Annotated in this window: 18 protein-coding genes, 1 other RNA gene and 1 pseudogene; 11 read left to right on the top strand and 9 right to left on the bottom strand. The window is 54.2% G+C overall.

Annotated features, from left to right (window positions below; all coding sequences use genetic code 11):
* The first annotated feature begins 53 nt into the window (after positions 1-53).
* Complete coding sequence (gene rsmI, locus B498_RS10440) at positions 54-917, top strand: 16S rRNA (cytidine(1402)-2'-O)-methyltransferase (RefSeq protein WP_008501492.1); 864 nt, start codon at positions 54-56, stop codon at positions 915-917.
* A gap of 51 nt (positions 918-968) precedes the next feature.
* Here the strand turns inward: rsmI and B498_RS10435 are convergent, their stop codons facing one another.
* The 8 genes from B498_RS10435 to garD form a co-directional block, all read right to left on the bottom strand.
* Positions 969-1,742 (bottom strand): DeoR/GlpR family DNA-binding transcription regulator, encoded by a 774-nt coding sequence (locus B498_RS10435; protein WP_008501493.1) that lies wholly within the window; start codon positions 1,740-1,742, stop codon positions 969-971.
* 110 nt (positions 1,743-1,852) lie between these two features.
* Positions 1,853-2,896: a galactitol-1-phosphate 5-dehydrogenase gene (gene gatD / locus B498_RS10430; protein WP_008501494.1), complete on the bottom strand. Its 1,044-nt coding sequence runs from the start codon at positions 2,894-2,896 to the stop codon at positions 1,853-1,855.
* Between the two features lie 40 nt (positions 2,897-2,936).
* Positions 2,937-4,310 carry a galactitol-specific PTS transporter subunit IIC gene (locus tag B498_RS10425; RefSeq protein WP_008501495.1) on the bottom strand — a complete coding sequence of 458 codons (1,374 nt, stop codon included), beginning with the start codon at positions 4,308-4,310 and terminating at the stop codon, positions 2,937-2,939.
* A gap of 4 nt (positions 4,311-4,314) precedes the next feature.
* Positions 4,315-4,599 (bottom strand): PTS galactitol transporter subunit IIB, encoded by a 285-nt coding sequence (gene gatB, locus B498_RS10420; protein ID WP_008501496.1) that lies wholly within the window; start codon positions 4,597-4,599, stop codon positions 4,315-4,317.
* Positions 4,600-4,627: 28 nt separating this feature from the next.
* The gene (gene gatA / locus B498_RS10415; protein WP_008501497.1) at positions 4,628-5,095 is read right to left on the bottom strand and encodes a PTS galactitol transporter subunit IIA; all 468 of its coding nucleotides are present in this window, start codon (positions 5,093-5,095) and stop codon (positions 4,628-4,630) included.
* A gap of 13 nt (positions 5,096-5,108) precedes the next feature.
* Positions 5,109-6,380 carry a tagatose-bisphosphate aldolase subunit GatZ gene (gatZ, locus tag B498_RS10410; protein WP_008501498.1) on the bottom strand — a complete coding sequence of 424 codons (1,272 nt, stop codon included), beginning with the start codon at positions 6,378-6,380 and terminating at the stop codon, positions 5,109-5,111.
* Between the two features lie 34 nt (positions 6,381-6,414).
* Positions 6,415-7,269 carry a tagatose bisphosphate family class II aldolase gene (locus tag B498_RS10405; protein WP_008501499.1) on the bottom strand — a complete coding sequence of 285 codons (855 nt, stop codon included), beginning with the start codon at positions 7,267-7,269 and terminating at the stop codon, positions 6,415-6,417.
* Positions 7,270-7,445: 176 nt separating this feature from the next.
* On the bottom strand, positions 7,446-9,017 hold the full coding sequence (gene garD / locus B498_RS10400; protein WP_008501500.1) for a galactarate dehydratase: 1,572 nt from the start codon (positions 9,015-9,017) through the stop codon (positions 7,446-7,448).
* Between the two features lie 373 nt (positions 9,018-9,390).
* On the opposite strand from garD, the gene garL reads away from it, so the two are divergent.
* The 10 genes and pseudogenes from garL to pflB all read left to right on the top strand — a co-directional run bounded on the left by garL (position 9,391) and on the right by pflB (position 20,730).
* Positions 9,391-10,161, top strand: coding sequence for a 2-dehydro-3-deoxyglucarate aldolase (gene garL, locus B498_RS10395; protein WP_008501501.1), 771 nt, complete (start codon positions 9,391-9,393; stop codon positions 10,159-10,161).
* Between the two features lie 21 nt (positions 10,162-10,182).
* Complete coding sequence (garR, locus tag B498_RS10390; RefSeq protein ID WP_008501502.1) at positions 10,183-11,073, top strand: 2-hydroxy-3-oxopropionate reductase; 891 nt, start codon at positions 10,183-10,185, stop codon at positions 11,071-11,073.
* A gap of 59 nt (positions 11,074-11,132) precedes the next feature.
* Positions 11,133-11,509, top strand: an RNA gene (gene rnpB / locus B498_RS21865) — RNase P RNA component class A.
* A gap of 372 nt (positions 11,510-11,881) precedes the next feature.
* Positions 11,882-12,163, top strand: a pseudogene (locus B498_RS23470) (pentapeptide repeat-containing protein); the annotation flags it as partial.
* 24 nt (positions 12,164-12,187) lie between these two features.
* Positions 12,188-13,075, top strand: coding sequence for a colanic acid biosynthesis glycosyltransferase WcaA (gene wcaA, locus B498_RS22740; protein ID WP_227009871.1), 888 nt, complete (start codon positions 12,188-12,190; stop codon positions 13,073-13,075).
* 754 nt (positions 13,076-13,829) lie between these two features.
* Positions 13,830-14,750, top strand: a complete 921-nt coding sequence (gene tdcA, locus B498_RS10385; protein ID WP_008501504.1) for a transcriptional regulator TdcA — start codon at positions 13,830-13,832, stop codon at positions 14,748-14,750.
* A 100-nt stretch (positions 14,751-14,850) separates the two neighbouring features.
* Positions 14,851-15,840, top strand: a complete 990-nt coding sequence (gene tdcB / locus B498_RS10380; protein ID WP_008501505.1) for a bifunctional threonine ammonia-lyase/L-serine ammonia-lyase TdcB — start codon at positions 14,851-14,853, stop codon at positions 15,838-15,840.
* A gap of 9 nt (positions 15,841-15,849) precedes the next feature.
* Positions 15,850-17,181 (top strand): threonine/serine transporter TdcC, encoded by a 1,332-nt coding sequence (gene tdcC / locus B498_RS10375; RefSeq protein ID WP_008501506.1) that lies wholly within the window; start codon positions 15,850-15,852, stop codon positions 17,179-17,181.
* A 30-nt stretch (positions 17,182-17,211) separates the two neighbouring features.
* On the top strand, positions 17,212-18,420 hold the full coding sequence (gene tdcD, locus B498_RS10370) for a propionate kinase (protein ID WP_008501507.1): 1,209 nt from the start codon (positions 17,212-17,214) through the stop codon (positions 18,418-18,420).
* A gap of 15 nt (positions 18,421-18,435) precedes the next feature.
* Positions 18,436-20,730 carry a formate C-acetyltransferase gene (gene pflB / locus B498_RS10365; protein ID WP_008501508.1) on the top strand — a complete coding sequence of 765 codons (2,295 nt, stop codon included), beginning with the start codon at positions 18,436-18,438 and terminating at the stop codon, positions 20,728-20,730.
* 38 nt (positions 20,731-20,768) lie between these two features.
* Here the strand turns inward: pflB and B498_RS10360 are convergent.
* Positions 20,769-21,327: DUF3396 domain-containing protein (locus B498_RS10360; RefSeq protein ID WP_008501509.1), on the bottom strand; the 559-nt coding region annotated here is incomplete at its 5' end.

Here is a 21,327-nt window from a genome sequence, read left to right on the forward strand (position 1 = left end):
CAGTGATTTTTTTACGCAATGCTCAATATTAAATCGGCAATACGGACGAAACAATGAAACAACACGAAACGGCAGATAATTCTCAAGGCCAGCTTTATATTGTACCTACTCCTATCGGGAATTTGTCTGATATTACCCAACGTGCGCTCACCGTACTGCAAGCTGTTGATTTAATTGCTGCTGAAGATACCCGCCATACCGGCCTGCTGCTGCAACATTTCGCGATTAATGCCCGTTTGTTTGCGCTGCACGATCACAATGAGCAACAAAAAGCCGAAACGCTGGTGGCGAAGCTGAAAGAGGGGCAGAACATTGCCCTGGTCTCCGATGCCGGTACGCCGCTGATCAACGATCCGGGCTATCACCTGGTGCGTACCTGTCGCGAAGCCGGTATTCGCGTTGTGCCCCTGCCGGGACCGTGCGCCGCGATTGCTGCGTTAAGCGCCGCAGGTCTGCCGTCTGACCGTTTCTGCTATGAAGGCTTTCTGCCTGCTAAATCCAAAGGCCGCCGCGACGTCTTAAAAGAGCTGGAAGCGGAACCGCGCACCCTGATTTTCTACGAATCCACGCACCGCCTGCTGGAGAGCCTGGAAGATATGGTGACCGTCTGGGGGGAAGGCCGCTACGTGGTGCTGGCGCGCGAGCTGACCAAAACCTGGGAAACCATCCACGGCGCGCCGGTGAGCGAGCTGCTGGCGTGGGTGAAGGAAGACGAAAACCGCCGCAAGGGTGAAATGGTGCTGATCGTCGAAGGGCACAAGGCGGAAGAAGACGCCCTTCCTGCCGACGCGCTGCGCACGCTGGCGTTGCTGCAGGCGGAACTGCCGCTGAAGAAAGCCGCTGCGCTGGCGGCAGAAATTCACGGCGTGAAGAAAAATGCGTTGTATAAGTATGCGCTGGAGCAGCAGGGGGAGTAATTCCTGCTGTTTTGCCGGGGGGGCGGCTGTGCGCCTCACCCGGCCTGCAAACTACACTGTGATGATCTCGGTGCCCGTTTTACCCAACAGTTCTTTTTCGTGCTTTCCGATTCCATCATCCGTAATCACACAGTCTATTTTTTCCATCGGCAGCACCTGGTTGAACCCGCGGCGATTAAATTTACTGGCGTCCAGCACTGCAATCACCTTATGCGCGGCAGCTGCCATCACGCTGCTGATCGAGTAGCCTTCATTGAACGTCGTAATGCCGTTGGTGGCATCAATACCGTCCGCGCCGACAAACATCAGATCTGCGCTTATCCCGGTCAGAGAGCGCTCAGCGATGGTGCCATGCATAGAGTGGGTTTTATGGCGCACGGTACCGCCACAAACCACGAGCGTAATGTCTTTATTTTCCGAGAGGGCAAACGCGGCAGGCAGGCTGTTGGTGATGACGGTGATATTGGCTCGTTTGGTCAGCGCTTCGGCGATGAGCATGGTGGTGCTTCCGCTGTCCAGAATGATCGTCATTCCCTCTTCAATCATGGCCGCGGCAGCCTGTGCGATGCGCTTCTTCGGGTCGCTCGCAAGTTGATAACGGTCTTCCAGCACAACTTCCTGATTTTCGCTTTCTGCCAGGTTGCTGCCGGGCCTTGCGGCGCCACCGTGAAAACGCGTGACCAATCCCTTTTCTTCCAGCAGACGCAGATCTGTTCGAATCGTCACTTCTGAAATGCCAAACATATTCGACAGATCCAGCACCATGACACTGCCCTGAGCGTTGACGAGGTCAACGATTTTATTGCGTCGCTCAAATGAGTTCATATTGAATTGCCTGATAATTAACTGCCTCTATTCTAATCGAAGGTATGCGAAAGGTGTACGGTAATATTCGAAAGTAAATGTGAGCCAGCTCAGGTTGCTGGCTCGAAGCACTACGCAAAGCGCAGCATAATTTTGCCCTGCATAGGCGCACCGTTTAGTCCTTGCACGGCCTGAGCAAAGCTGTCGCTATCGCCGATATGAGCAATAAGGGGCTTTAGCTGCAGTTTTTTCTCTGTGAGCAGACGGGCTGCGGTTTTCCATTCTTCACCCGGCCACGGGGCCGAATAATTCATCCAGCTTCCCAGAAGCGTCAACTCCTTACGCAGTATCTTGCCAAATGTCGCCGCAGGTAAGTTCAGGTCATGATGCAGCGTACCCACCAGCGCGACCTGGGCCCGCGGCCCGGCGATATCAATGGCGAGCGTAACGGTTTGCGGTGTGCCAGCAGTCTCAAGAACCAACTGATCAAACGGGTTGTCGCTCAAGGCGTTAATGATGTCGTCTGCGGCCAGAGCGCGGCTATTAAACACCTGAGTTGCCCCCAGCGTTGTTGCCAGCGCGAGCTTATCGTCGTTGATATCGATCGCGATAACGCTGTTGGCGCCCAATGCCAGTGCACACTGCATCGCCAGCAGGCCGATAGTGCCTGCGCCGACAATGATGACGTTCTTACCCTCGCAGCCGGAAGCAAGATGAAACGCGTGTAGCCCTACGGTTATGGGCTCAATAAATGCACCATCTTCAATTGCCATCTCTGCAGGAAGGCGGAACAGGTTTGCTCGCTTCACCACGATATATTCCGCGTTGCCGCCTTCGCTGCGAGATCCGACAAACTGATACTGCTTGCAGAGCGAGAAGTAGCCTTTTTCACACGCCGGACAGGAAAAGCAGGGCAGTAATGGCACGCAGGCAACCGGATCGCCTGCCTTGAGATCGTGCACTTCGGTACCACAGGCTTCGACATGACCGCTAAATTCATGTCCGAGGGTGATGGGATAATAATGTGCCCCTCCGGCAAAAATTCGCGGAATATCGGAGCCACATAATCCTGAGCAGGCAATACGCACCTGCACATCATCCGCAGCCTGAATGTGAGGGATTGGACGTTCTTCAACGCGCACGTTGCCCTCAGCGTGAATTACCACTGATTTCATATTCACTCCAGAAAAAGAGGGGAGCATGGCTCCCCGGATATCAAGACACCGTCTGGCTTTGCGGGGTAGCGGCGTTCTTTTCTGCCGCGTTAAACACGCGGGCACGTCGCCAGGTAAGCAGGATGCCGGTGACGTAAATGGCACCAATCACGATGAACCCCCCCACGTTTTGCCAGGTGAACAACTGGATGAGCAGCCAGGTGACGGGTGAACCGCCCTGATCCATGGAGGCCACCAGCCCGCCCGCTTTCAACGCGCCAGCATTTTGCGCAAGCTGGGTGTGCAGGCCGATGGTCTGGGTCGCAATCCACAGCGTAATGCCCATGATGATGACGCCAGAGATAAGCGTGCGGAACAGGTTGCCCTGATGCACCGCGACCGCCATCGCCACAAAAAAGCCGATAGTGGCAAGGTCACCGAACGGCAACACCTGGTTTCCCGGCACCAGAACAGCAATCAGGATAGTGAGCGGTATGAAAATCAGGCTGGCGGAGACGACGGACGTATGGCCCAGCAGCAGCGCCGGATCGAGACCGATTAAGAACTCCTGCCCACCAAACTTTGCCTGCAGACGTTTACGGGCATGTTTAGCAATCGGCGTCAGGCCGTCCATGATCGGTTTGATAACGCGCGGCATCAGCAGCATCACGGCGGCGGTTTTCACGGCCAGCTGGAGAACGGATTTGGTGTCGTAGCCTGCCAGCATGCCAATGGCCAGTCCCATCACAAACCCAACCGTGACCGGTTCGCCAAACGGGCCAAAGCGTTTTTGCACGTCGTCAGCGCTAAAATGAATACGCTTCAGGCCTGGGATTTTATCGATAATCGTATCGACCAGAACGGCGATTGGGCCGAGGTAAGCTGACGAGCCGTGAGGGATGGCGATCCCTTCCAGACCGAAGAAGTCCCGCGTGTCTTTGGCAAACCAGTCCCCCAGCTTGTAAACAAACGCGGCGTGCACCACAACGCCCAGGATCCCCAGCCAGTAAGAGCCGGTTGCCAGGTGCAGCATCGCACCGGTGAAGGTCATGTGCCAGATGTTCCAGATATCGACGTTCACTACCCGCGTCATCCGCGTCACTAGCATGACAACGTTGACGCCAATGGCAACAGGGATAGCGATAAGTGCAATCTGTGATGCCCAGGTCATTGGGGATGAACCAGGCCAGCCGACATCCACCACGTGCAGGTTAATCTGGAACTGCTCAGCCATCGCTTTGGCCGCCGGGCCGATGGAGTCAAGCATCAGGCCAATAACCAGACCGATCCCGACGAAGCCAATGCCGATATGTAGGCCGGATTTAAAGCAATCGCCCAGCTTCATCCCCAACAGCTTAGAGAAGATGATGATGACGATTGGCAGCATTACGGTTGGCCCCAGATCGAGGATGTACCGCATGATTTCGGTAAACATGATCTTACCCCTCGAGGATGGTCAGAATTTTTTGCTGCAGGGCTTCGATGCCGACGCCGGATACAAACGGCATGCCATGCACCACCGGGATATCGCCAAAGGCTCTGTCAACTTTCGCCGTGGTACAAATCAGGTCTGCACCGTCCATATAGGTTTCGATTTCAGTCACCCTGCACTGGACCAGATCCAGCTCAATGTGGTGGGCTTCACACAGTTCTTTGATCTCTTCTGCTGCCATGGTTGAGGTGGCGACAGCACCGCCACAGGCAACAATAATTTTGCGTTTCATAGGGTACTCCTTTCTTATTATCAGTATGTTATGAAGCCCGGGCACAGGCGACAGGCTCAAGGATCGTCTCCCGTAAACGATCGGCCAGGTGCTCTGCGGGCGCAGCCAGCAGCATGTCCAGCACGTCCGGGTTTTGTAGCTCACTGAAAAGGCGGCGCAGCAATTTCATTTGCGCCGCAGGGTTTTCAACGATTAACGCGATGATGAGTGAGACGGCGACCTCGCCATCATCATCGGCCTGCTGAAAATGCACCGGTTTGTCCGGACGAATCAGGTAAATCGCGGGGCGTTTCGCATGTACGGCTTCGCAGTGCGGAATAGCGACCGCATGGCGTTCAAGGGCAATGCCGGTGGGGTAGTTCATCTCCCTTTCCAGAAGGGCGGCAGGGTAGGTGGCGTGTACAACACCGTTAGCCAGCATCTCCTCGCCAATATGCGCCAGCGCCTGCTGGCAGGTTTCAAACTCAATTCCGGTACGGACAAAAACGTGACTCATACACTCTCCGGCATTAGAGGGGTTCAGGGGTGCAGCCAAATCGATAGGCGCGTAATACATCCTGTATTTTGTCGATGATGAGATTTTGCGGTGTTGCGGCGATCTCATTCATCGACAATCGTTCGAACTGGACGGGCATAAACTGGCTAATCAGCCCCAGAGGCAAGGAGGTTGCGCTCAGATTAGCGATCAACTTCTCAACGCTCTGGCGAATGCGCGGGTGCGGCCAGTAGTAGCGAATGCGATCGGACAGGCTAAAGTGAATATCCACCATTGCCTGGCTCCAGGTGGGGCGGTAGTACTTCTTCCAGTAATCCGGCTCGTTCAGCATGACTTCGTCGATCACGTCAAGCGCATGGCTGCGTTGCTCAGGGGCGATGAGGGCCTTCTCCATTTGTGCAAGGGCAAAAATGGCTTCTCGCAGGGCAAAGGTAAGCGCCGGGCCGACTTTCAGGATCGCGAAGTGATCGCGAACCAAAGCACGATAGGCCTGACGTGTCTGGTAGTCGGTGGAGTGCGCCTCATAGACCATGGGGGTCTGGCGGATCCAGCCGGAAAGCGCCTCTGCCGCGTGCGGTTGGTAGTGAATAATTTGCGTATGGTCGAACTCCACGCCGGGTTGTACGACTATCGCAATCACGCGCGTCATCGCCTCGTCCAAACCGAGCGCGGCAAAGGCCTCACGATGCGTTTCCAGCGTCTGCGCGGCATCTTCCACGCGGGTAACATGAACGCTGTTAATACTGCTGGCTTCACCGCCGGGAACGGGAACCTCAGTACCAATCACATAGGTTAGCGCCGCTTTTTGTTCTTCAGTGGCCGTCTCTTCTGCCGCTTTGCACAGTCGGGCAGCACGTTGTGCCACCACCCCTGGCGGGAGTGGGACAGGATCGTCTGCACAGGACATTGAGGCGTCCAGGTGGATCTTGCTAAAACCCGCCGCGATATAGGCTTTGATCAATGCGATGGATTTCTCCATCGCCGCGTCAGCCGGTTCATTTTGCCAGCAGTTTGGCCCCAGATGATCGCCACCCAGGATCAAACGTTCATGCGGAAAGCCCACTTCTTTAGCGATCTTCAGAACAAAATCACGGAAATCAGCGGGTTTCATACCGGTGTAACCGCCGAACTGGTTCACCTGATTTGAGGTAGCTTCAATCAGTACCTTGTTGTCGGTATGCAAATCGAACCGCAATGCGGCTTCGATAACCAGCGGGTGCGCTGAGCAAACAGAGCAAATACCGAGAGCTTCTCCCGCTTTATGGCGGGTAATAATATCTTTCACGTTTCCTCCTGGTCAGGACTTCAGGCTTTCGTATTTAGAGCTTTCCTTCACAACCACAATCGTTGATAACTTTACGCACCACCTCTTTCATGGCGCGTTTGGCGGGCACCATGTAATGACGCGGGTCACTGGTTTCGGGATGTGAAGCGAGATAGGTTTTCAGGGCATTCGAGAAGGCGATTTTGAGTTCTGTGGCAACGTTGACCTTGCAGATACCGAGGCTAATGGCCTGAAGGATATCGGCCGTAGATAAACCGGAAGCGCCGTGCAGCACCAGCGGGATATCGACCTGATTGCGGATCTCTGCCAGACGTTCAAAATCAAGTTTCGGCGTGGCAGTGTAGAGGCCGTGCGCGGTACCGATGGCGACGGCCAATGAGTCGATACCCGTTAATTCAACAAACTCGCGTGCCTGTTGCGGGTTGGTGTAAAGCGCATCTTTGCTATCGACCACCAGGTCATCTTCCTGCCCGCCAAGACGGCCAAGTTCAGCCTCCACGCTCACATCGTAACGGTGGCAGTAGTCTGTCACTTTCTTCACCAGCGCGACATTTTCAGCGAATGGATGATGCGATCCGTCGATCATCGCCGAGCGGATCCCGCTCTGGACTTTCTGCGCGATATCGTCGAAATCTTCGTGATGATCGAGGTGGATCGCCAGCGGTTGGTTGTACGTTTTGGCCAGATCGCTGGCGATGGCGACCACGTTACCGGTTCCTGCATAGCTGAATGTGCCGGGCGTACCCGCCACGATCAGCGGAGATCGCATCTCAGAGGCCGTTTCAACGACCACCTGCAGCGTTTCGAGATTATGAATATTGAATGCCGGTACGGCGTAACCTTCGCGCTGTGCTTTTAGCAGCATCGCTTTCGACGAGATGATGAACATCTTTCCTCCGAAACCTTTCGTTTTGTTTATGCGAAAGACAATATAGGGTTTCGGAATGTTATTTTGTGATTGATATCTTAAAAATGAAAGAATCGAAATGAAAGGTAAGGATGCGAAAGAAATGAAAGCAAAAAAAAGCATGGCCGAAGCCATGCCAAGCGAGGTTTACAGCAAACTCACGTCACCGGTGCCGGGTTAAACACCGCCAGCTGATTATGCAATCCCCATTGGTCCGAGAAGGTTTTCTTTCGCCCGCTGGCGACATCCAGAATGAAGTGGAACAGCTTCCAGCCCACGTCCTCAATGCTCTCTTCTCCGGTGGCGATGGTGCCCGCGTTAATATCCATTAAGTCATACCAGCGGTTTGCCAGCTCGGTGCGAGTCGCCATCTTGATCACCGGCACCGCCATCAGGCCGTACGGCGTGCCGCGCCCAGTGGTAAAGACCTGCACCGTAATGCCGGATGCGACCTGCTGCGTGCCGCACACAAAATCGCTGGCCGGCGTTGCCGCGTAGATCAGGCCGCGTTTCGTCGGGCGCTGGCCCGGAGAGAGCACTTCTGCAATGGCGCTCTGCCCGGATTTGGCAATAGAGCCGAGGGCTTTTTCCACCACGTTTGCCAGGCCGCCTTTCTTGTTGCCCGGAGACGGGTTGGCGCTGCGGTCGGTTTTGCCCATATCGAGATAGTTATCGTACCAGGCCATCTCCTCAAGCAGTCGCCTGCCGACCTCTTTATTAACGGCGCGCGGCGTCAGCAGATGGATGGCGTCACGCACTTCAGTCACCTCGGAGAACATCACCGTGGCGCCGCAGCGAACAAGCAGATCGGACGCATAGCCCACCGCCGGGTTGGCCGTCACGCCGGAGAAGGCATCGCTGCCGCCGCACTGGGTTCCGACCACCAGCTCCGACGCCGGGCACGTTTCGCGCTGGCGGCGGTTGAGCTTGTCCAGATGGCGTTCTGCTACCTGCAAAATATCGTCGACCATTGACCGGAAACCGACGTGGCGTTCGTCCTGCAGGCGCACGATGCTGGCCTCGTCTGCCGGGATGGCTTTGACATCCTCGGTACCTTGCAGCAGGCGTTCTGGCTGCAATTTTTCACAGCCGAGGCCAATGACCATCACCTCGCCGCCAAAGTTGGGGTTCAGGGCGATATTGTGGATGGTGCGGATAGGCACCACCGCAGCGGGCGCGTTAATCGCCACGCCGCAGCCGTAGAGGTGGTTCAGTCCCACCACGCCGTCGACGTTCGGGTATTTTGGCAGCAGATCGCGTTCGATGATTTTCACCACGTAATCCACGACGCCCGCCACGCAGTGCACGCTGGTGGTAATGCCGAGCAGATTTTTAGTGCCGACGCTGCCGTCCGCATTGCGATACCCTTCAAAGGTATAGCCTTCCAGCGGGGGAAGCGGTTCCGGCACGCGGGTTGCCAGCGGCAGCGTGTTCAGCGGCGGCGCTTCTGGCAGCGCCACCAGCGACTCCTCCACCCAGCTTCCCTGCGGTATCGAACGAACGGCATAGCCGATGACTTCACCGTAACGCACAATTTCGCTTTCAGCAGGGATATCCACCAGGGCGACTTTATGTCCCTGCGGAACATGCTCAGTCAGTTCCAGCCCGTCCGGGAAGCGGGTTCCTGCTTTTAAGCCATTGTCGTTGACGATAATCGCCACGTTATCGGCGTCGTGCACTTTTATATAAAACGCCGTCGGCGGTGCCTGTCGAATTTCAATGTCGGCCATTGGTCAGTATTCTCCAGCAAAATTCTGATAATAGGTTCAGCCATTTTTCTGATGGTAGAAATAAATACGCGGCTTTCAGAAATAAAGCATGTCAGCAGATTCAATATCAAAATGTGATCCCGATCGCTCGCGAGCCCGTAATCCTTGATTCTGTGCATTAGCGCCCAGTGCTTTGTGCATATGCAAAAATTTTTATCAAAAAATAGCGTAATACCTGAGCATTAAAACAATGTGCGGTCGTGGATTGCATCTTATACTGAATGACGATTTTATTACGCCAGAATATGTCCGAATAATAAATATCATGATGGCGCGGTGTCTGAATAAATAAAATGATGCTGAAAAAGGCTGCGGAATTAAAAAGGTAAATACAATGAATAACGCTATCTTCCCGAATAAATTTAAAGCGGCTCTCGCAGCGCACCAGATTCAGATTGGCTGCTGGTCCGCGCTGGCAAACCCTATCAGCACCGAAGTGCTGGGCCTGGCCGGTTTCGAGTGGCTGGTGCTGGACGGCGAACATGCACCAAACGATATCAGCACGTTTATTCCGCAGCTGATGGCGCTGAAAGGCAGCAACAGTGCCCCGGTGGTGCGTGTCCCCACCAACGAACCGGTGATTATTAAGCGTCTGCTGGATATCGGCTTCTACAACTTCCTGATCCCGTTTGTGGAGACGGAAGAGCAAGCGGCGCTGGCCGTGGCGTCAACGCGCTATCCTCCCGAAGGGATCCGCGGCGTTTCCGTTTCGCACCGCGCCAATATGTTTGGCACCGTCCCTGACTATTTCGCGCAGTCCAACAGCAACATCACCATTCTGGTTCAGATCGAGAGCCAGCAGGGCGTCGATAACGTCGACGCGATTGCCGCCACAACCGGCGTGGACGGGATCTTCGTCGGTCCAAGCGATCTGGCTGCCGCCTTAGGCCATCTGGGTAACGCCAGCCACCCTGACGTGCAGCGCGCGATCCAGCACATCTTTGCCCGCGCCAAAGCACACGGCAAGCCGTGTGGCATTCTGGCGCCGGTTGAGGCTGATGCCCGCCGCTACCTGGAGTGGGGTGCCACGTTTGTTGCTGTCGGCAGCGACCTCGGCGTTTTCCGCTCGGCTACGCAGAAATTAGCGGACGCTTTTAAAAAATAACCATCATTGAGGAAACAGATTATGACGCTGAAAGTGGGTTTTATTGGCCTGGGGATCATGGGTAAACCAATGAGTAAGAACCTCATCAAAGCAGGTTACTCGCTGGTGGTCTCCGATCATAATCCACAGGCCGTGGCTGAGGTGATAGCGGCTGGCGCAGAAGCAGCCACCACCGCGAAAGCCATTGCCGAGCAGTGCGATGTCATCATCACCATGCTGCCAAACTCCCCGCACGTCAAAGAAGTCGCGCTGGGTGAAAACGGCATTATCGACGGCGCGAAACCGGGCCTGGTGCTGATCGATATGAGCTCTATCGCACCGCTCGCGAGCCGTGAAATCAGCGAGGCGTTGAAAGCGAAGGGCGTCGATATGCTGGATGCACCGGTCAGCGGCGGCGAGCCGAAAGCCATCGACGGCACGCTGTCGGTCATGGTCGGCGGCGATAAAGCTATTTTCGATAAATTTTACGACCTGATGAAAGCCATGGCGGGCTCCGTGGTACACACCGGGGAGATTGGGGCGGGTAACGTGACCAAGCTGGCAAACCAGGTGATCGTGGCACTCAACATTGCCGCCATGTCTGAAGCGCTGACGCTGGCAACCAAAGCGGGCGTCAATCCGGACCTGGTCTACCAGGCTATTCGCGGTGGTCTGGCAGGCAGTACGGTGCTGGACGCCAAAGCGCCCATGGTCATGGATCGCAATTTCAAACCCGGTTTCCGCATCGACCTGCATATCAAAGATCTGGCGAACGCGCTGGACACTTCCCACGGCGTGGGCGCACAGCTGCCGCTGACCGCAGCGGTCATGGAGATGATGCAGGCATTGCGTGCCGATGGCCTGGGCACGGCCGATCACAGCGCAATTGCATGCTACTACGAAAAATTGGCGAAGGTGGAAGTGGCGCGTTAATCACGGCTTACCCACAGCCGAGGGTGACAGCGGCGCGCAAACCCTCTATACTGCGCGCCGAAGCTGACCAGACAGTCGCCGCTTCGTCGTCGTCCCTTTCGGGGGAGACGGGCGGAGGGGAGGAAAGTCCGGGCTCCATAGGGCAGGGTGCCAGGTAACGCCTGGGGGGGAAACCCACGACCAGTGCAACAGAGAGCAAACCGCCGATGGCCCGCGCAAGCGGGATCAGGTAAGGGTGAAAGGGTGCGGTAAGAGCGCACCGCGCGGCTGGTAACAGTCCGTGGCACGGTAAACTCCACCCGGAGCAAGGCCAAATAGGGGTTCACATGGTACGGCCCGTACTGAACCCGGGTAGGCTGCTTGAGCCAGTGAGCGATTGCTGGCCTAGATGAATGACTGTCCACGACAGAACCCGGCTTATCGGTCAGCTTCAACTTCTTCTAAAACAATACGTTGGTGTGTCTCAGGCTTTCCCAGGTGAAAATGTGACACAGTTTATGATACAAACGAGGCACACCAACGGCTGTTCCATCCCGACTATCCTGAAACCTTGCAACCGCGACAGCCTTCATTTCCGTCTGCCTTCAGTTTATATGTATGCCTCTGGATTGCGATTCATATTTATTTACTGACAATATTGGCTCTACAGACCACCCTGGCTCACTACAATGTATGAGAAAAATAAATAAAACGTTAATGAATACAGTTTGTCCCTAATTAATTTCTGAAAATGAAGGGGGACTATTGCTATAGAATGTTAAGAGCGCTTAACTCAATGCCTAATTTTTTCATCGGCATTCGTTTGAGCATGGACAGAAAAAACAAACTAAAAAAACTAATCCAATATCATAAAAATATACTTAAAAATCACCGATATCAGCCTGATTTGGCAGGTGCAGACCTGCGATTTATGGATCTCAGGGGGCTCTATTTACGCAATATTAATTTATCGGGATGCGATATTTCGTTTTGTGATCTTCGAGGAGCCGATTTCTCCTGTGCCAACCTTGCAGGCGCTAATCTTAGCTACTGTAAAACGGAAGGTACAATTTTTAGTCACGCTAATTGTACTTGCGTGGATTTTACTGGAAGTGATATCCATGATGTCAGGTTATTGACGGAACATGAACAAAATGAAAGTGATACGCCACTATCCCGACCACTCATCTCCATCTACATGCCAACCTGGAACCGCCAGGCATTGACGATCAGAGCCATACAATCGGTACTGAATCAAGACTATGTGAACTGGGAACTCATTATCATTGACGATTTCTCATCCTCATTTGACCAACTCTTGACGTATATCTCCGAACTGAATGACCCACGCATTACCTATATCCGCAATGAATTTAACTCTGGCGCTTGTGCAGTCCGAAATCAGGCTATAAGAATGGCCCGTGGTGACCTTATTACGGGTCTGGATGATGATGATGAATGGCTGCCGACACGCCTGTCCTCTTTTCTTACCTGGCAACATAAACTTCAGTTGCACAGTTTTTTGTACGCAAATGATTATCTCTGTGACGGTACCGGATATCATCATCCTGATGAATTACAGGTGTATCCGAAACCGGCTTATAAAAAAAGCCTGTTTGATAAACGGAATATTATAGGCAACCAAATGCTGACCTTAACCAGTAGAATGCAGCAGATCCTGTTCGACGACGCCTTGCCTGCTGCTCAGGATTATGATGCTTTTTATCGGCTTGCAGAAACCTTCGGTGAACCTTTCAAACTGGATGACATCACACAGGTGCTTTATGTCAATCACGGCGAAGCCCGCATTACCTGCTCAGGACGAAAGTTTTCAGGTTATCTACGTTTTTACCGGAAACACAAAGCCAAATTAGACGTATCGAGTAAAAAATATCAGCTCTTCACTCTATACTACATTCGCAACAAAAAGATGCGCCCGCAAACCCTGATGAAACTGATGACGCTACGCAATCTGAAACGCTATCTGATGATGTATACCCGCTTCCGGAACAAAAAGTTCTGATGTGTACAAACGACAAGAGTCGTTGTGGTGTCTGGAAATAGTAGTTGAATACGGCAATCATTGTGACGAGGGGCTGGATAAGTCGCCGGGAATTACCCCGGCGGACAACCACGACGAACGGGTAAGCGCAGCGCTATCCGGCACCACACAAACGACATCAATTCTCATATTTGCGACATTAAGCACATTTCACTGTTTTTCACTCGACGGTTCCGCCTCGGCATCTGCAGAAGATCGCCATCACAAAATTTAAATCTAAAAAACCGGCGATCTGTAGTATTGATAATTTGTTATGATTGTTAGCTTAATGTTCGTAAATCTTTTCTCGTTTGATGTGCGCTTATTGAAATCAAATACATTTCCTCCGTGAATATGTGACGTATTCCACTCTTTTCCTGAAATTTGAAAATTTATGTCGTAAAAAATGGCTTAAATGAAAGTATGTTTCAAACAAATGACGGTTATTTATTAGCCTTTAATTGCCTGAAATATCGTCTTTATTGATTTTTTAAGAACGGTGAAATAAATCCGGGTTATCGCCATAAAATAAATTTATTAGCGCTATTTTTGTTGATCAATATCAGCGTTGTAGCGTATTTAATTACCTTCAATGCATTGATTTATAAGGTTTTTAATGGGTTTTTAAAACGTGAGTTAAGGGTTGCTCAAAGCAAATTGTGAGTAACAGCACATACCCCCTGAAACATTATTGAGTAGAATTCACCCCGTCATAGGGAAATAAGCGCAGAATATTATGAACACTATTATTCTACCGAAAACACAGCACCTCGTGGTATTTCAGGAAGTCATTAAAAGTGGCTCCATAGGTTCTGCTGCAAGACAACTGGGCCTGACGCAACCCGCCGTCAGCAAAATCATCAGCGATATCGAATCTTACTTCGGTGTGGAAGTGATGGTACGTAAAAATACGGGCGTAAAACTGACGGCTGCAGGCCAGGTTCTGCTCTCGTACTCCGAGTCGATCACCCGTGAAATGAAAAACATGGTGAGCGAAATCAACAGTCTCAGTTTTAGCACCGTTATGGATGTCTCCTTTGGCTATCCGTCGCTGATTGGTTTTACCTTCCTGTCTGAGATGATCAAAAAATTCAAGGAAGTGTTCCCGAAAGCGCGCGTCTCAATGTATGAAGCTCAGCTCTCCTCTTTCCTCCCGGCCATTCGCGATGGTCGTCTGGATTTCGCTATCGGCACGCTGAGCGATGAAATGCTGCTGCAGGATCTGCACGTCGAACCGCTGTTTGAGTCTGAGTTTGTGCTGGTCGCCAGCAAAACGCGAACGTGCACCGGCCCGACGACACTGGCATCGCTTACGCACGAGCAGTGGGTGATGCCGCAAACCGATATGGGCTACTACAAAGAACTTCTGACCACTCTGCAAGACAACCACATCAGCATCGAAAACATCGTCCAGACCGATTCCGTCGTCACCATTTATAACCTTGTCCTGAATGCCGATTATCTGACGGTGATTCCCCGCGACATGATTGCCCCATTCGGTTCGGATCAATTTATTGTGCTGCCCGTGGAAGACGAATTACCCGTGGCGCGTTATGCTGCCGTGTGGTCTAAAAATTACAGGATTAAAAAATCGGCGTCAGTATTAGTTGAGCTGGCTAAACAATATTCGTCGATGAATATCGAAAGACGACGATGAATAATAAGTTTTAATTTTAAAAATACCCAGAGCTTAACGTATTAACGCTCTGATACCCTGACTTTGCCTGAAAAGAATGAATTATTATAACGAGGATATTATGCATATTACCTACGATCTCCCGGTAACCATTGAAGATATTCAGTACGCCAGAAAACGACTGGCAGGCAAGATATATAAAACCGGTATGCCGCGCTCGAATTATCTCAGCGAACGGTGTAAGGGCGAAATATTCCTTAAGTTTGAGAACATGCAGCGTACCGGTTCGTTCAAAATTCGCGGCGCGTTTAATAAATTAAGCTCGCTGACCGATGCTGAAAAGCGCAAAGGCGTGGTCGCCTGCTCTGCGGGAAACCACGCGCAGGGAGTGTCGCTCTCCTGCGCCATGCTCGGCATCGACGGTAAAGTGGTGATGCCGATGGGCGCACCAAAATCTAAAGTGGCCGCAACCCGCGACTACTCGGCGGAAGTGGTGCTCCACGGTGAGAACTTCAACGACACCATCGCTAAAGTGAGCGAAATCGTCGAGATGGAAGGGCGCATTTTTATTCCGCCTTACGATGACGCCAAAGTGATCGCCGGGCAGGGCACCATCGGTCTGGAAATTCTCGAAGATTTATACGACGTGGATAATGTCATTGTCCCTATCGGCGGCGGCGGATTAATTGCCGGGATTGCAACGGCGATTAAATCCATCAACCCGACCATTAATATTATCGGCGTACAGTCTGAAAACGTACACGGAATGGCAGCTTCCTGGCAGGCAGGAGAAATAACCAACCATCGCGTTACCGGCACGTTAGCCGACGGCTGCGACGTCTCTCGTCCGGGTAAATTAACCTTCGAAATCGTTCGTGAACTGGTCGATGATATTGTGCTGGTGAGCGAAGACGATATTCGCAACAGCATGATTGCCCTTATTCAGCGAAATAAAGTGGTGACGGAAGGCGCCGGCGCGCTGGCCTGTGCCGCGTTATTAAGCGGCAAGCTTGACCACTATATTCAGGGCCGCAAAACCGTCTGCATTATTTCCGGCGGCAATATCGATCTCTCCCGTGTTTCCCAAATTACCGGCTTCGTTGACGCATAAAGGTGACCTATGAGCAACACAGAAAGCATTATCGTTGGCCAGACAAAAACGTCCTCCTGGCGTAAGTCTGATACCACCTGGACGCTTGGCCTGTTTGGTACCGCCATTGGCGCAGGCGTGCTGTTCTTCCCCATTCGCGCAGGCTTTGGGGGCTTAATCCCTATCCTGCTGATGCTGGTTCTCGCGTTCCCGATTGCGTTTTACTGCCACCGCGCGCTGGCGCGCCTCTGCCTGTCCGGCAGCAACGTCTCCGGCAACATCACCGAAACGGTGGAAGAGCATTTCGGTAAAACCGGTGGGGTGGTGATCACGTTCCTCTACTTCTTTGCCATTTGCCCGCTGCTGTGGATTTATGGCGTCACTATTACTAACACCTTCATGACCTTCTGGGAAAACCAGCTCCAGCTGCCTGCGCTAAACCGCGGCGTGGTGGCGCTGTTCCTGCTGCTGCTGATGGCTTTTGTTATCTGGTTTGGTAAAGACCTGATGGTGAAGGTGATGAGCTTCCTGGTGTTCCCGTTTATTGCCAGTCTGGTGCTGATTTCCCTGTCGCTGATCCCTTACTGGAACTCCGCGGTGATCGACCAGGTCAACCTGAGCGATATCGCCTTCACCGGCCATGACGGCATTCTGGTCACGGTGTGGCTGGGGATCTCCATCATGGTCTTCTCCTTCAACTTCTCGCCTATCGTCTCCTCGTTTGTGGTCTCCAAGCGCGAAGAGTACGAGCCGGAGTTCGGTAAAGAATTCACCGAGCAGAAATGTTCCAAAATCATCGGTCGCGCCAGCATGCTGATGGTCGCCGTGGTGATGTTCTTCGCCTTTAGCTGCCTGTTTACGCTCTCTCCGCAGAACATGGCGGACGCCAAAGCGCAGAACATTCCGGTGCTCTCTTACCTGGCGAACCACTTTGCCTCCATGTCCGGCACTAAATCGACGTTCGCGACGGTACTGGAATATGGCGCTTCCATTATTGCCCTGGTCGCTATCTTCAAATCTTTCTTCGGTCATTACCTGGGCACGCTGGAAGGGCTGAATGGCCTGATCCTCAAGTTCGGCTACAAAGGCGATAAGAAGAAGGTCTCTGTCGGCAAACTGAACACCATCAGCATGGTGTTCATCATGGGCTCCACCTGGGTTGTCGCGTACGCCAACCCGAACATTCTCGACCTTATCGAAGCCATGGGCGCGCCAATCATCGCCTCTCTGCTGTGCCTGCTGCCGATGTACGCCATCCGCAAAGCACCGGCCATGGCGAAATACAAGGGCAAACCCGAGAACATCTTCGTCACGGTTGTGGGCCTGCTGACCATTCTGAATATCGTTTACAAACTGTTCTAACCCATTGCTCAGGAAGAGCGGAGTCACATGATGATTGAGTTTCCGGTTGTACTGGTAATTAACTGCGGTTCGTCCTCTGTTAAGTTTTCGGTGCTCGATGCCAGCAGCTGCGACGCCCTGGTGACGGGCATTGCAGACGGCATCAACACGGATAAAACCTTTATTTCCGTGAACGGGGGTGAGCCAGCCAGACTGGCTCACCAGGACTACGAAGGGGCGCTGGCTGCCATCGCCCTGGAGCTGGAGAAGCGTGACCTGATGAGCAGCGTGGCCTTAATTGGCCACCGCATTGCGCACGGTGGTGACCTCTTCAGCGAGTCGACCCTGATTACGGAAGAGGTGATTGAGCAGATCCGCCAGGTCTCCCCGCTGGCGCCGCTGCATAACTACGCCAACCTGAGCGGCGTGGAAGCCGCAGAGCGCCTGTTTCCGGGCGTGCAGCAGGTCGCGGTATTTGATACCAGCTTCCACCAGACGCTGCCGCCGCAGGCGTACCTGTACGGTTTGCCGTACCGCTATTTTGAAGCGCTGGGCGTGCGCCGCTACGGCTTCCACGGCACCTCTCACCGCTACGTGTCCGGGCAGGCGCACGCGCTCCTCGGGCTGTCCCCCGATGACAGCGGTCTGGTGGTTGCCCACCTCGGCAACGGGGCGTCCATTTGCGCGGTGCGTAACGGCGAGAGCGTGGATACGTCCATGGGCATGACGCCGCTGGAAGGACTGATGATGGGTACGCGCTGCGGCGACGTGGATTTTGGCGCGATGGCGTGGATTGCCCAGCAGACCGGCCAGTCGTTTGAGGATCTGGAGCGCGTGGTCAACAAAGAGTCCGGGTTGCTGGGGATCTCCGGCATCTCCTCCGATTTACGGGCGCTGGAGAAAGCCTGGCACGCCGGCAATGAGCGGGCGCAGCTGGCTATCCAGACCTTCGTTCACCGTATAGCGCGACATATCGCCGGGCACGCGGCGTCGCTGCACCGCCTGGATGCAGTGGTCTTTACCGGCGGCATCGGCGAAAACTCAACGCTTGTCCGCGCGCTGGTGGCGGAACATCTGAACGTGTTCGGCATCCGCCTCGACGACGCCAAAAATGCCCTGCCGGGCAGCGCGGGTGAGCGCGTCATCTCCACTGATACCTCCCGAGTGATCTGCGCGGTGATCCCTACCAACGAAGAAAAAATGATCGCGCTGGACGCCCTCCGTCTTGGGAAGGTTACCCCGGCTGCGGCTTACGCCTGATAAAGCGAGAATCTGATGAAAGTAACAATCGATACGGGCGTCGCGCCCTACAGCGACGCATGGGCCGGGTTTCGCGGTGAAGAATGGAAAAACGCCGTCAACGTCCGCGATTTTATTCAGCATAACTACACCCCTTATGAAGGCGATGAAGCTTTCCTCGCGCAGGCGACGCCAGCAACGACGGCGCTGTGGCAGAAGGTGATGGTCGGCATTCGTCAGGAGAATGTCACCCACGCCCCGGTGGATTTTGACACCAACATTGCCACCACCATTACGGCCCACGGGCCGGGCTACATCGACCAGGATCTGGAGACGATCGTCGGCCTGCAAACCGACAAGCCGCTCAAGCGCGCCCTGCATCCGTACGGCGGGATCAACATGATCCGCAGCTCGTTCGAAGCCTATGGCCGGGAGATGGATCCGCAGTTTGAATACCTGTTTACCGACCTGCGCAAAACCCACAACCAGGGCGTGTTTGACGTCTATTCGCCAGAGATGATGCGCTGCCGCAAATCCGGCGTGCTGACCGGTTTGCCGGACGGCTACGGGCGCGGGCGCATCATCGGCGATTACCGCCGCGTGGCGCTCTACGGTATCCGCTATCTGGTGCGCGAGCGTGAGCTTCAGTTCGCCGATCTGCAGGGCAGGCTGGAACGTGGCGAAGATCTGGAGGCGACGATCCGCCTGCGCGAAGAGCTGGCGGAACACAAGCGCGCGCTGCTGCAGATCCAGCAGATGGCGGCCAACTATGGCTTTGATATCTCACGCCCGGCGATGAATGCCCAGGAAGCGGTGCAGTGGCTCTATTTCGCCTACCTGGCAGCGGTAAAATCCCAGAACGGCGGAGCGATGTCGCTGGGGCGCACGGCCTCGTTCCTCGATATCTACATCGAACGCGACATGCAGGCGGGGCGGCTGAACGAGGTGCAGGCGCAGGAGCTGATCGACCACTTCATCATGAAGATCCGCATGGTGCGCTTCCTGCGCACGCCGGAATTCGACACGCTCTTCTCCGGCGATCCGATCTGGGCCACGGAAGTGATCGGCGGCATGGGGCTGGACGGCCGCACGCTGGTGACCAAAAACAGCTTCCGCTATCTGCACACCCTGCACACCATGGGGCCCGCGCCGGAGCCGAACCTGACGATCCTCTGGTCTGAACAGCTGCCGATCGCGTTCAAGAAATACGCCGCGCAGGTGTCGATCGTTACCTCCTCGCTGCAATACGAGAACGACGATCTGATGCGCGCCGACTTCAACAGCGACGACTACGCCATTGCCTGCTGCGTCAGCCCGATGGTGATCGGCAAGCAGATGCAGTTCTTTGGCGCGCGCGCCAACCTCGCCAAAACGCTGCTGTACGCGATCAACGGCGGGGTGGACGAGAAGCTGAAGATTCAGGTCGGCCCGAAAACCGATCCGCTGCTGGATGAGGTACTGGATTACGACACCGTAATGGCGAGCCTCGATCACTTCATGGACTGGCTGGCGGTGCAGTACATCAGCGCGCTGAATCTCATTCACTACATGCATGATAAGTACAGCTACGAAGCCTCGCTGATGGCGCTTCACGACCGGGACGTTTACCGCACTATGGCCTGCGGCATTGCCGGGTTGTCGGTAGCGGCAGATTCCCTGTCCGCCATTAAATACGCCACGGTGAAGCCGGTGCGCGATCATACCGGTCTGGCGGTCGATTTCGTGATAGAAGGGGATTACCCGCAGTACGGCAACAACGATGACCGCGTGGACAGCATCGCCTGCGACCTGGTGGAACGCTTTATGAAGAAAATTCAGGCGCTGCCAACCTACCGCAACGCGGTACCGACCCAGTCGATCCTGACCATTACCTCCAACGTGGTTTACGGGCAGAAGACCGGGAACACGCCGGACGGACGACGCGGCGGCACGCCGTTTGCCCCAGGCGCGAACCCCATGCACGGCCGTGACAGAAAAGGGGCGGTGGCCTCGTTAACGTCGGTCGCCAAGCTGCCGTTCACCTATGCCAAAGACGGGATCTCTTACACCTTCTCCATCGTGCCGCAGGCGCTGGGCAAAGACGAGCTGGTGCGCAAAACCAACCTGGTAGGGCTGCTGGACGGGTACTTCCATCACGAAGCGTCTATTGAGGGTGGGCAGCACCTGAACGTTAACGTGATGAACCGGGAGATGCTCCTCGATGCCATTGCGCATCCGGAGAATTACCCGAACCTGACGATCCGCGTTTCGGGCTATGCGGTGCGGTTTAATGCGCTGACACGCGAGCAGCAGCAGGACGTGATTTCGAGGACGTTTACGCAGGCGATTTAAGATATGTCATTCAGCCCCCTTATTGAAAAGGGGGCTTTTCATTCCAGCAGGGCGCTGGCCTCATCGAAGCGGGCAAACCACTTCATGGAGGATTCTTCATCAAACTGGTGGTTTTCGTATTCGGAATAGAAATGAAGTCCTTTATGGCCGTCATAACGAACAGGGAGAATAATCTGGTTTATTTTTACCAGTAATTGAGGAAGACCTTCCGTTTGCTTTTCGCCAAGTGGTGGAGGTAGCTCACCGGCTTTCATAATCACCCCGTTGTTATAGGAGAGCAGGCTGATTTCCGGTGTTTTCGCAAGACGCCGAGAGACGGCATCTTCTCCGCCGAGCCTTTCCAGCCAGGGCGTAGCCAGGATGGTGTACCAGCAGGCACCTTTGAGGCCTTCGACCGCTTCCCCGCCTTCCAGGGTACCCAGAGAGTCCACCATCACGCCGGAAAAACGCTGCGCCAGGGCATATTCATACGGGAACATGCGTTCACGCGCGTAGGGCAGAACGAACGACAGCCCGGCATAGCCGCTTTCCACTTCGAAGGTATTGCACAGCCACAGCAGCCAGTTTTCATACCGTTCCTTACCGTCCGGCTCTTTC

The organism is Enterobacter sp. SST3 (assembly GCF_000286655.1).
In the GTDB taxonomy this organism is placed as follows: Bacteria; Pseudomonadota; Gammaproteobacteria; order Enterobacterales; family Enterobacteriaceae; genus Enterobacter; species Enterobacter roggenkampii.

Coding starts and splice junctions, on each gene's coding strand:
- gatD (WP_008501494.1), bottom strand. CDS start 2,896: ATGAAATCAGTGGTAATTCACGCTGAGGGCAACGTGCGCGTTGAAGAA.
- B498_RS10405 (WP_008501499.1), bottom strand. CDS start 7,269: ATGTTCATCATCTCGTCGAAAGCGATGCTGCTAAAAGCACAGCGCGAA.
- tdcB (WP_008501505.1), top strand. CDS start 14,851: ATGCATATTACCTACGATCTCCCGGTAACCATTGAAGATATTCAGTAC.
- garR (WP_008501502.1), top strand. CDS start 10,183: ATGACGCTGAAAGTGGGTTTTATTGGCCTGGGGATCATGGGTAAACCA.
- garD (WP_008501500.1), bottom strand. CDS start 9,017: ATGGCCGACATTGAAATTCGACAGGCACCGCCGACGGCGTTTTATATA.
- gatA (WP_008501497.1), bottom strand. CDS start 5,095: ATGAGTCACGTTTTTGTCCGTACCGGAATTGAGTTTGAAACCTGCCAG.
- pflB (WP_008501508.1), top strand. CDS start 18,436: ATGAAAGTAACAATCGATACGGGCGTCGCGCCCTACAGCGACGCATGG.
- tdcA (WP_008501504.1), top strand. CDS start 13,830: ATGAACACTATTATTCTACCGAAAACACAGCACCTCGTGGTATTTCAG.
- garL (WP_008501501.1), top strand. CDS start 9,391: ATGAATAACGCTATCTTCCCGAATAAATTTAAAGCGGCTCTCGCAGCG.
- gatB (WP_008501496.1), bottom strand. CDS start 4,599: ATGAAACGCAAAATTATTGTTGCCTGTGGCGGTGCTGTCGCCACCTCA.
- B498_RS10425 (WP_008501495.1), bottom strand. CDS start 4,310: ATGTTTACCGAAATCATGCGGTACATCCTCGATCTGGGGCCAACCGTA.
- rsmI (WP_008501492.1), top strand. CDS start 54: ATGAAACAACACGAAACGGCAGATAATTCTCAAGGCCAGCTTTATATT.
- tdcC (WP_008501506.1), top strand. CDS start 15,850: ATGAGCAACACAGAAAGCATTATCGTTGGCCAGACAAAAACGTCCTCC.
- B498_RS10435 (WP_008501493.1), bottom strand. CDS start 1,742: ATGAACTCATTTGAGCGACGCAATAAAATCGTTGACCTCGTCAACGCT.
- tdcD (WP_008501507.1), top strand. CDS start 17,212: ATGATTGAGTTTCCGGTTGTACTGGTAATTAACTGCGGTTCGTCCTCT.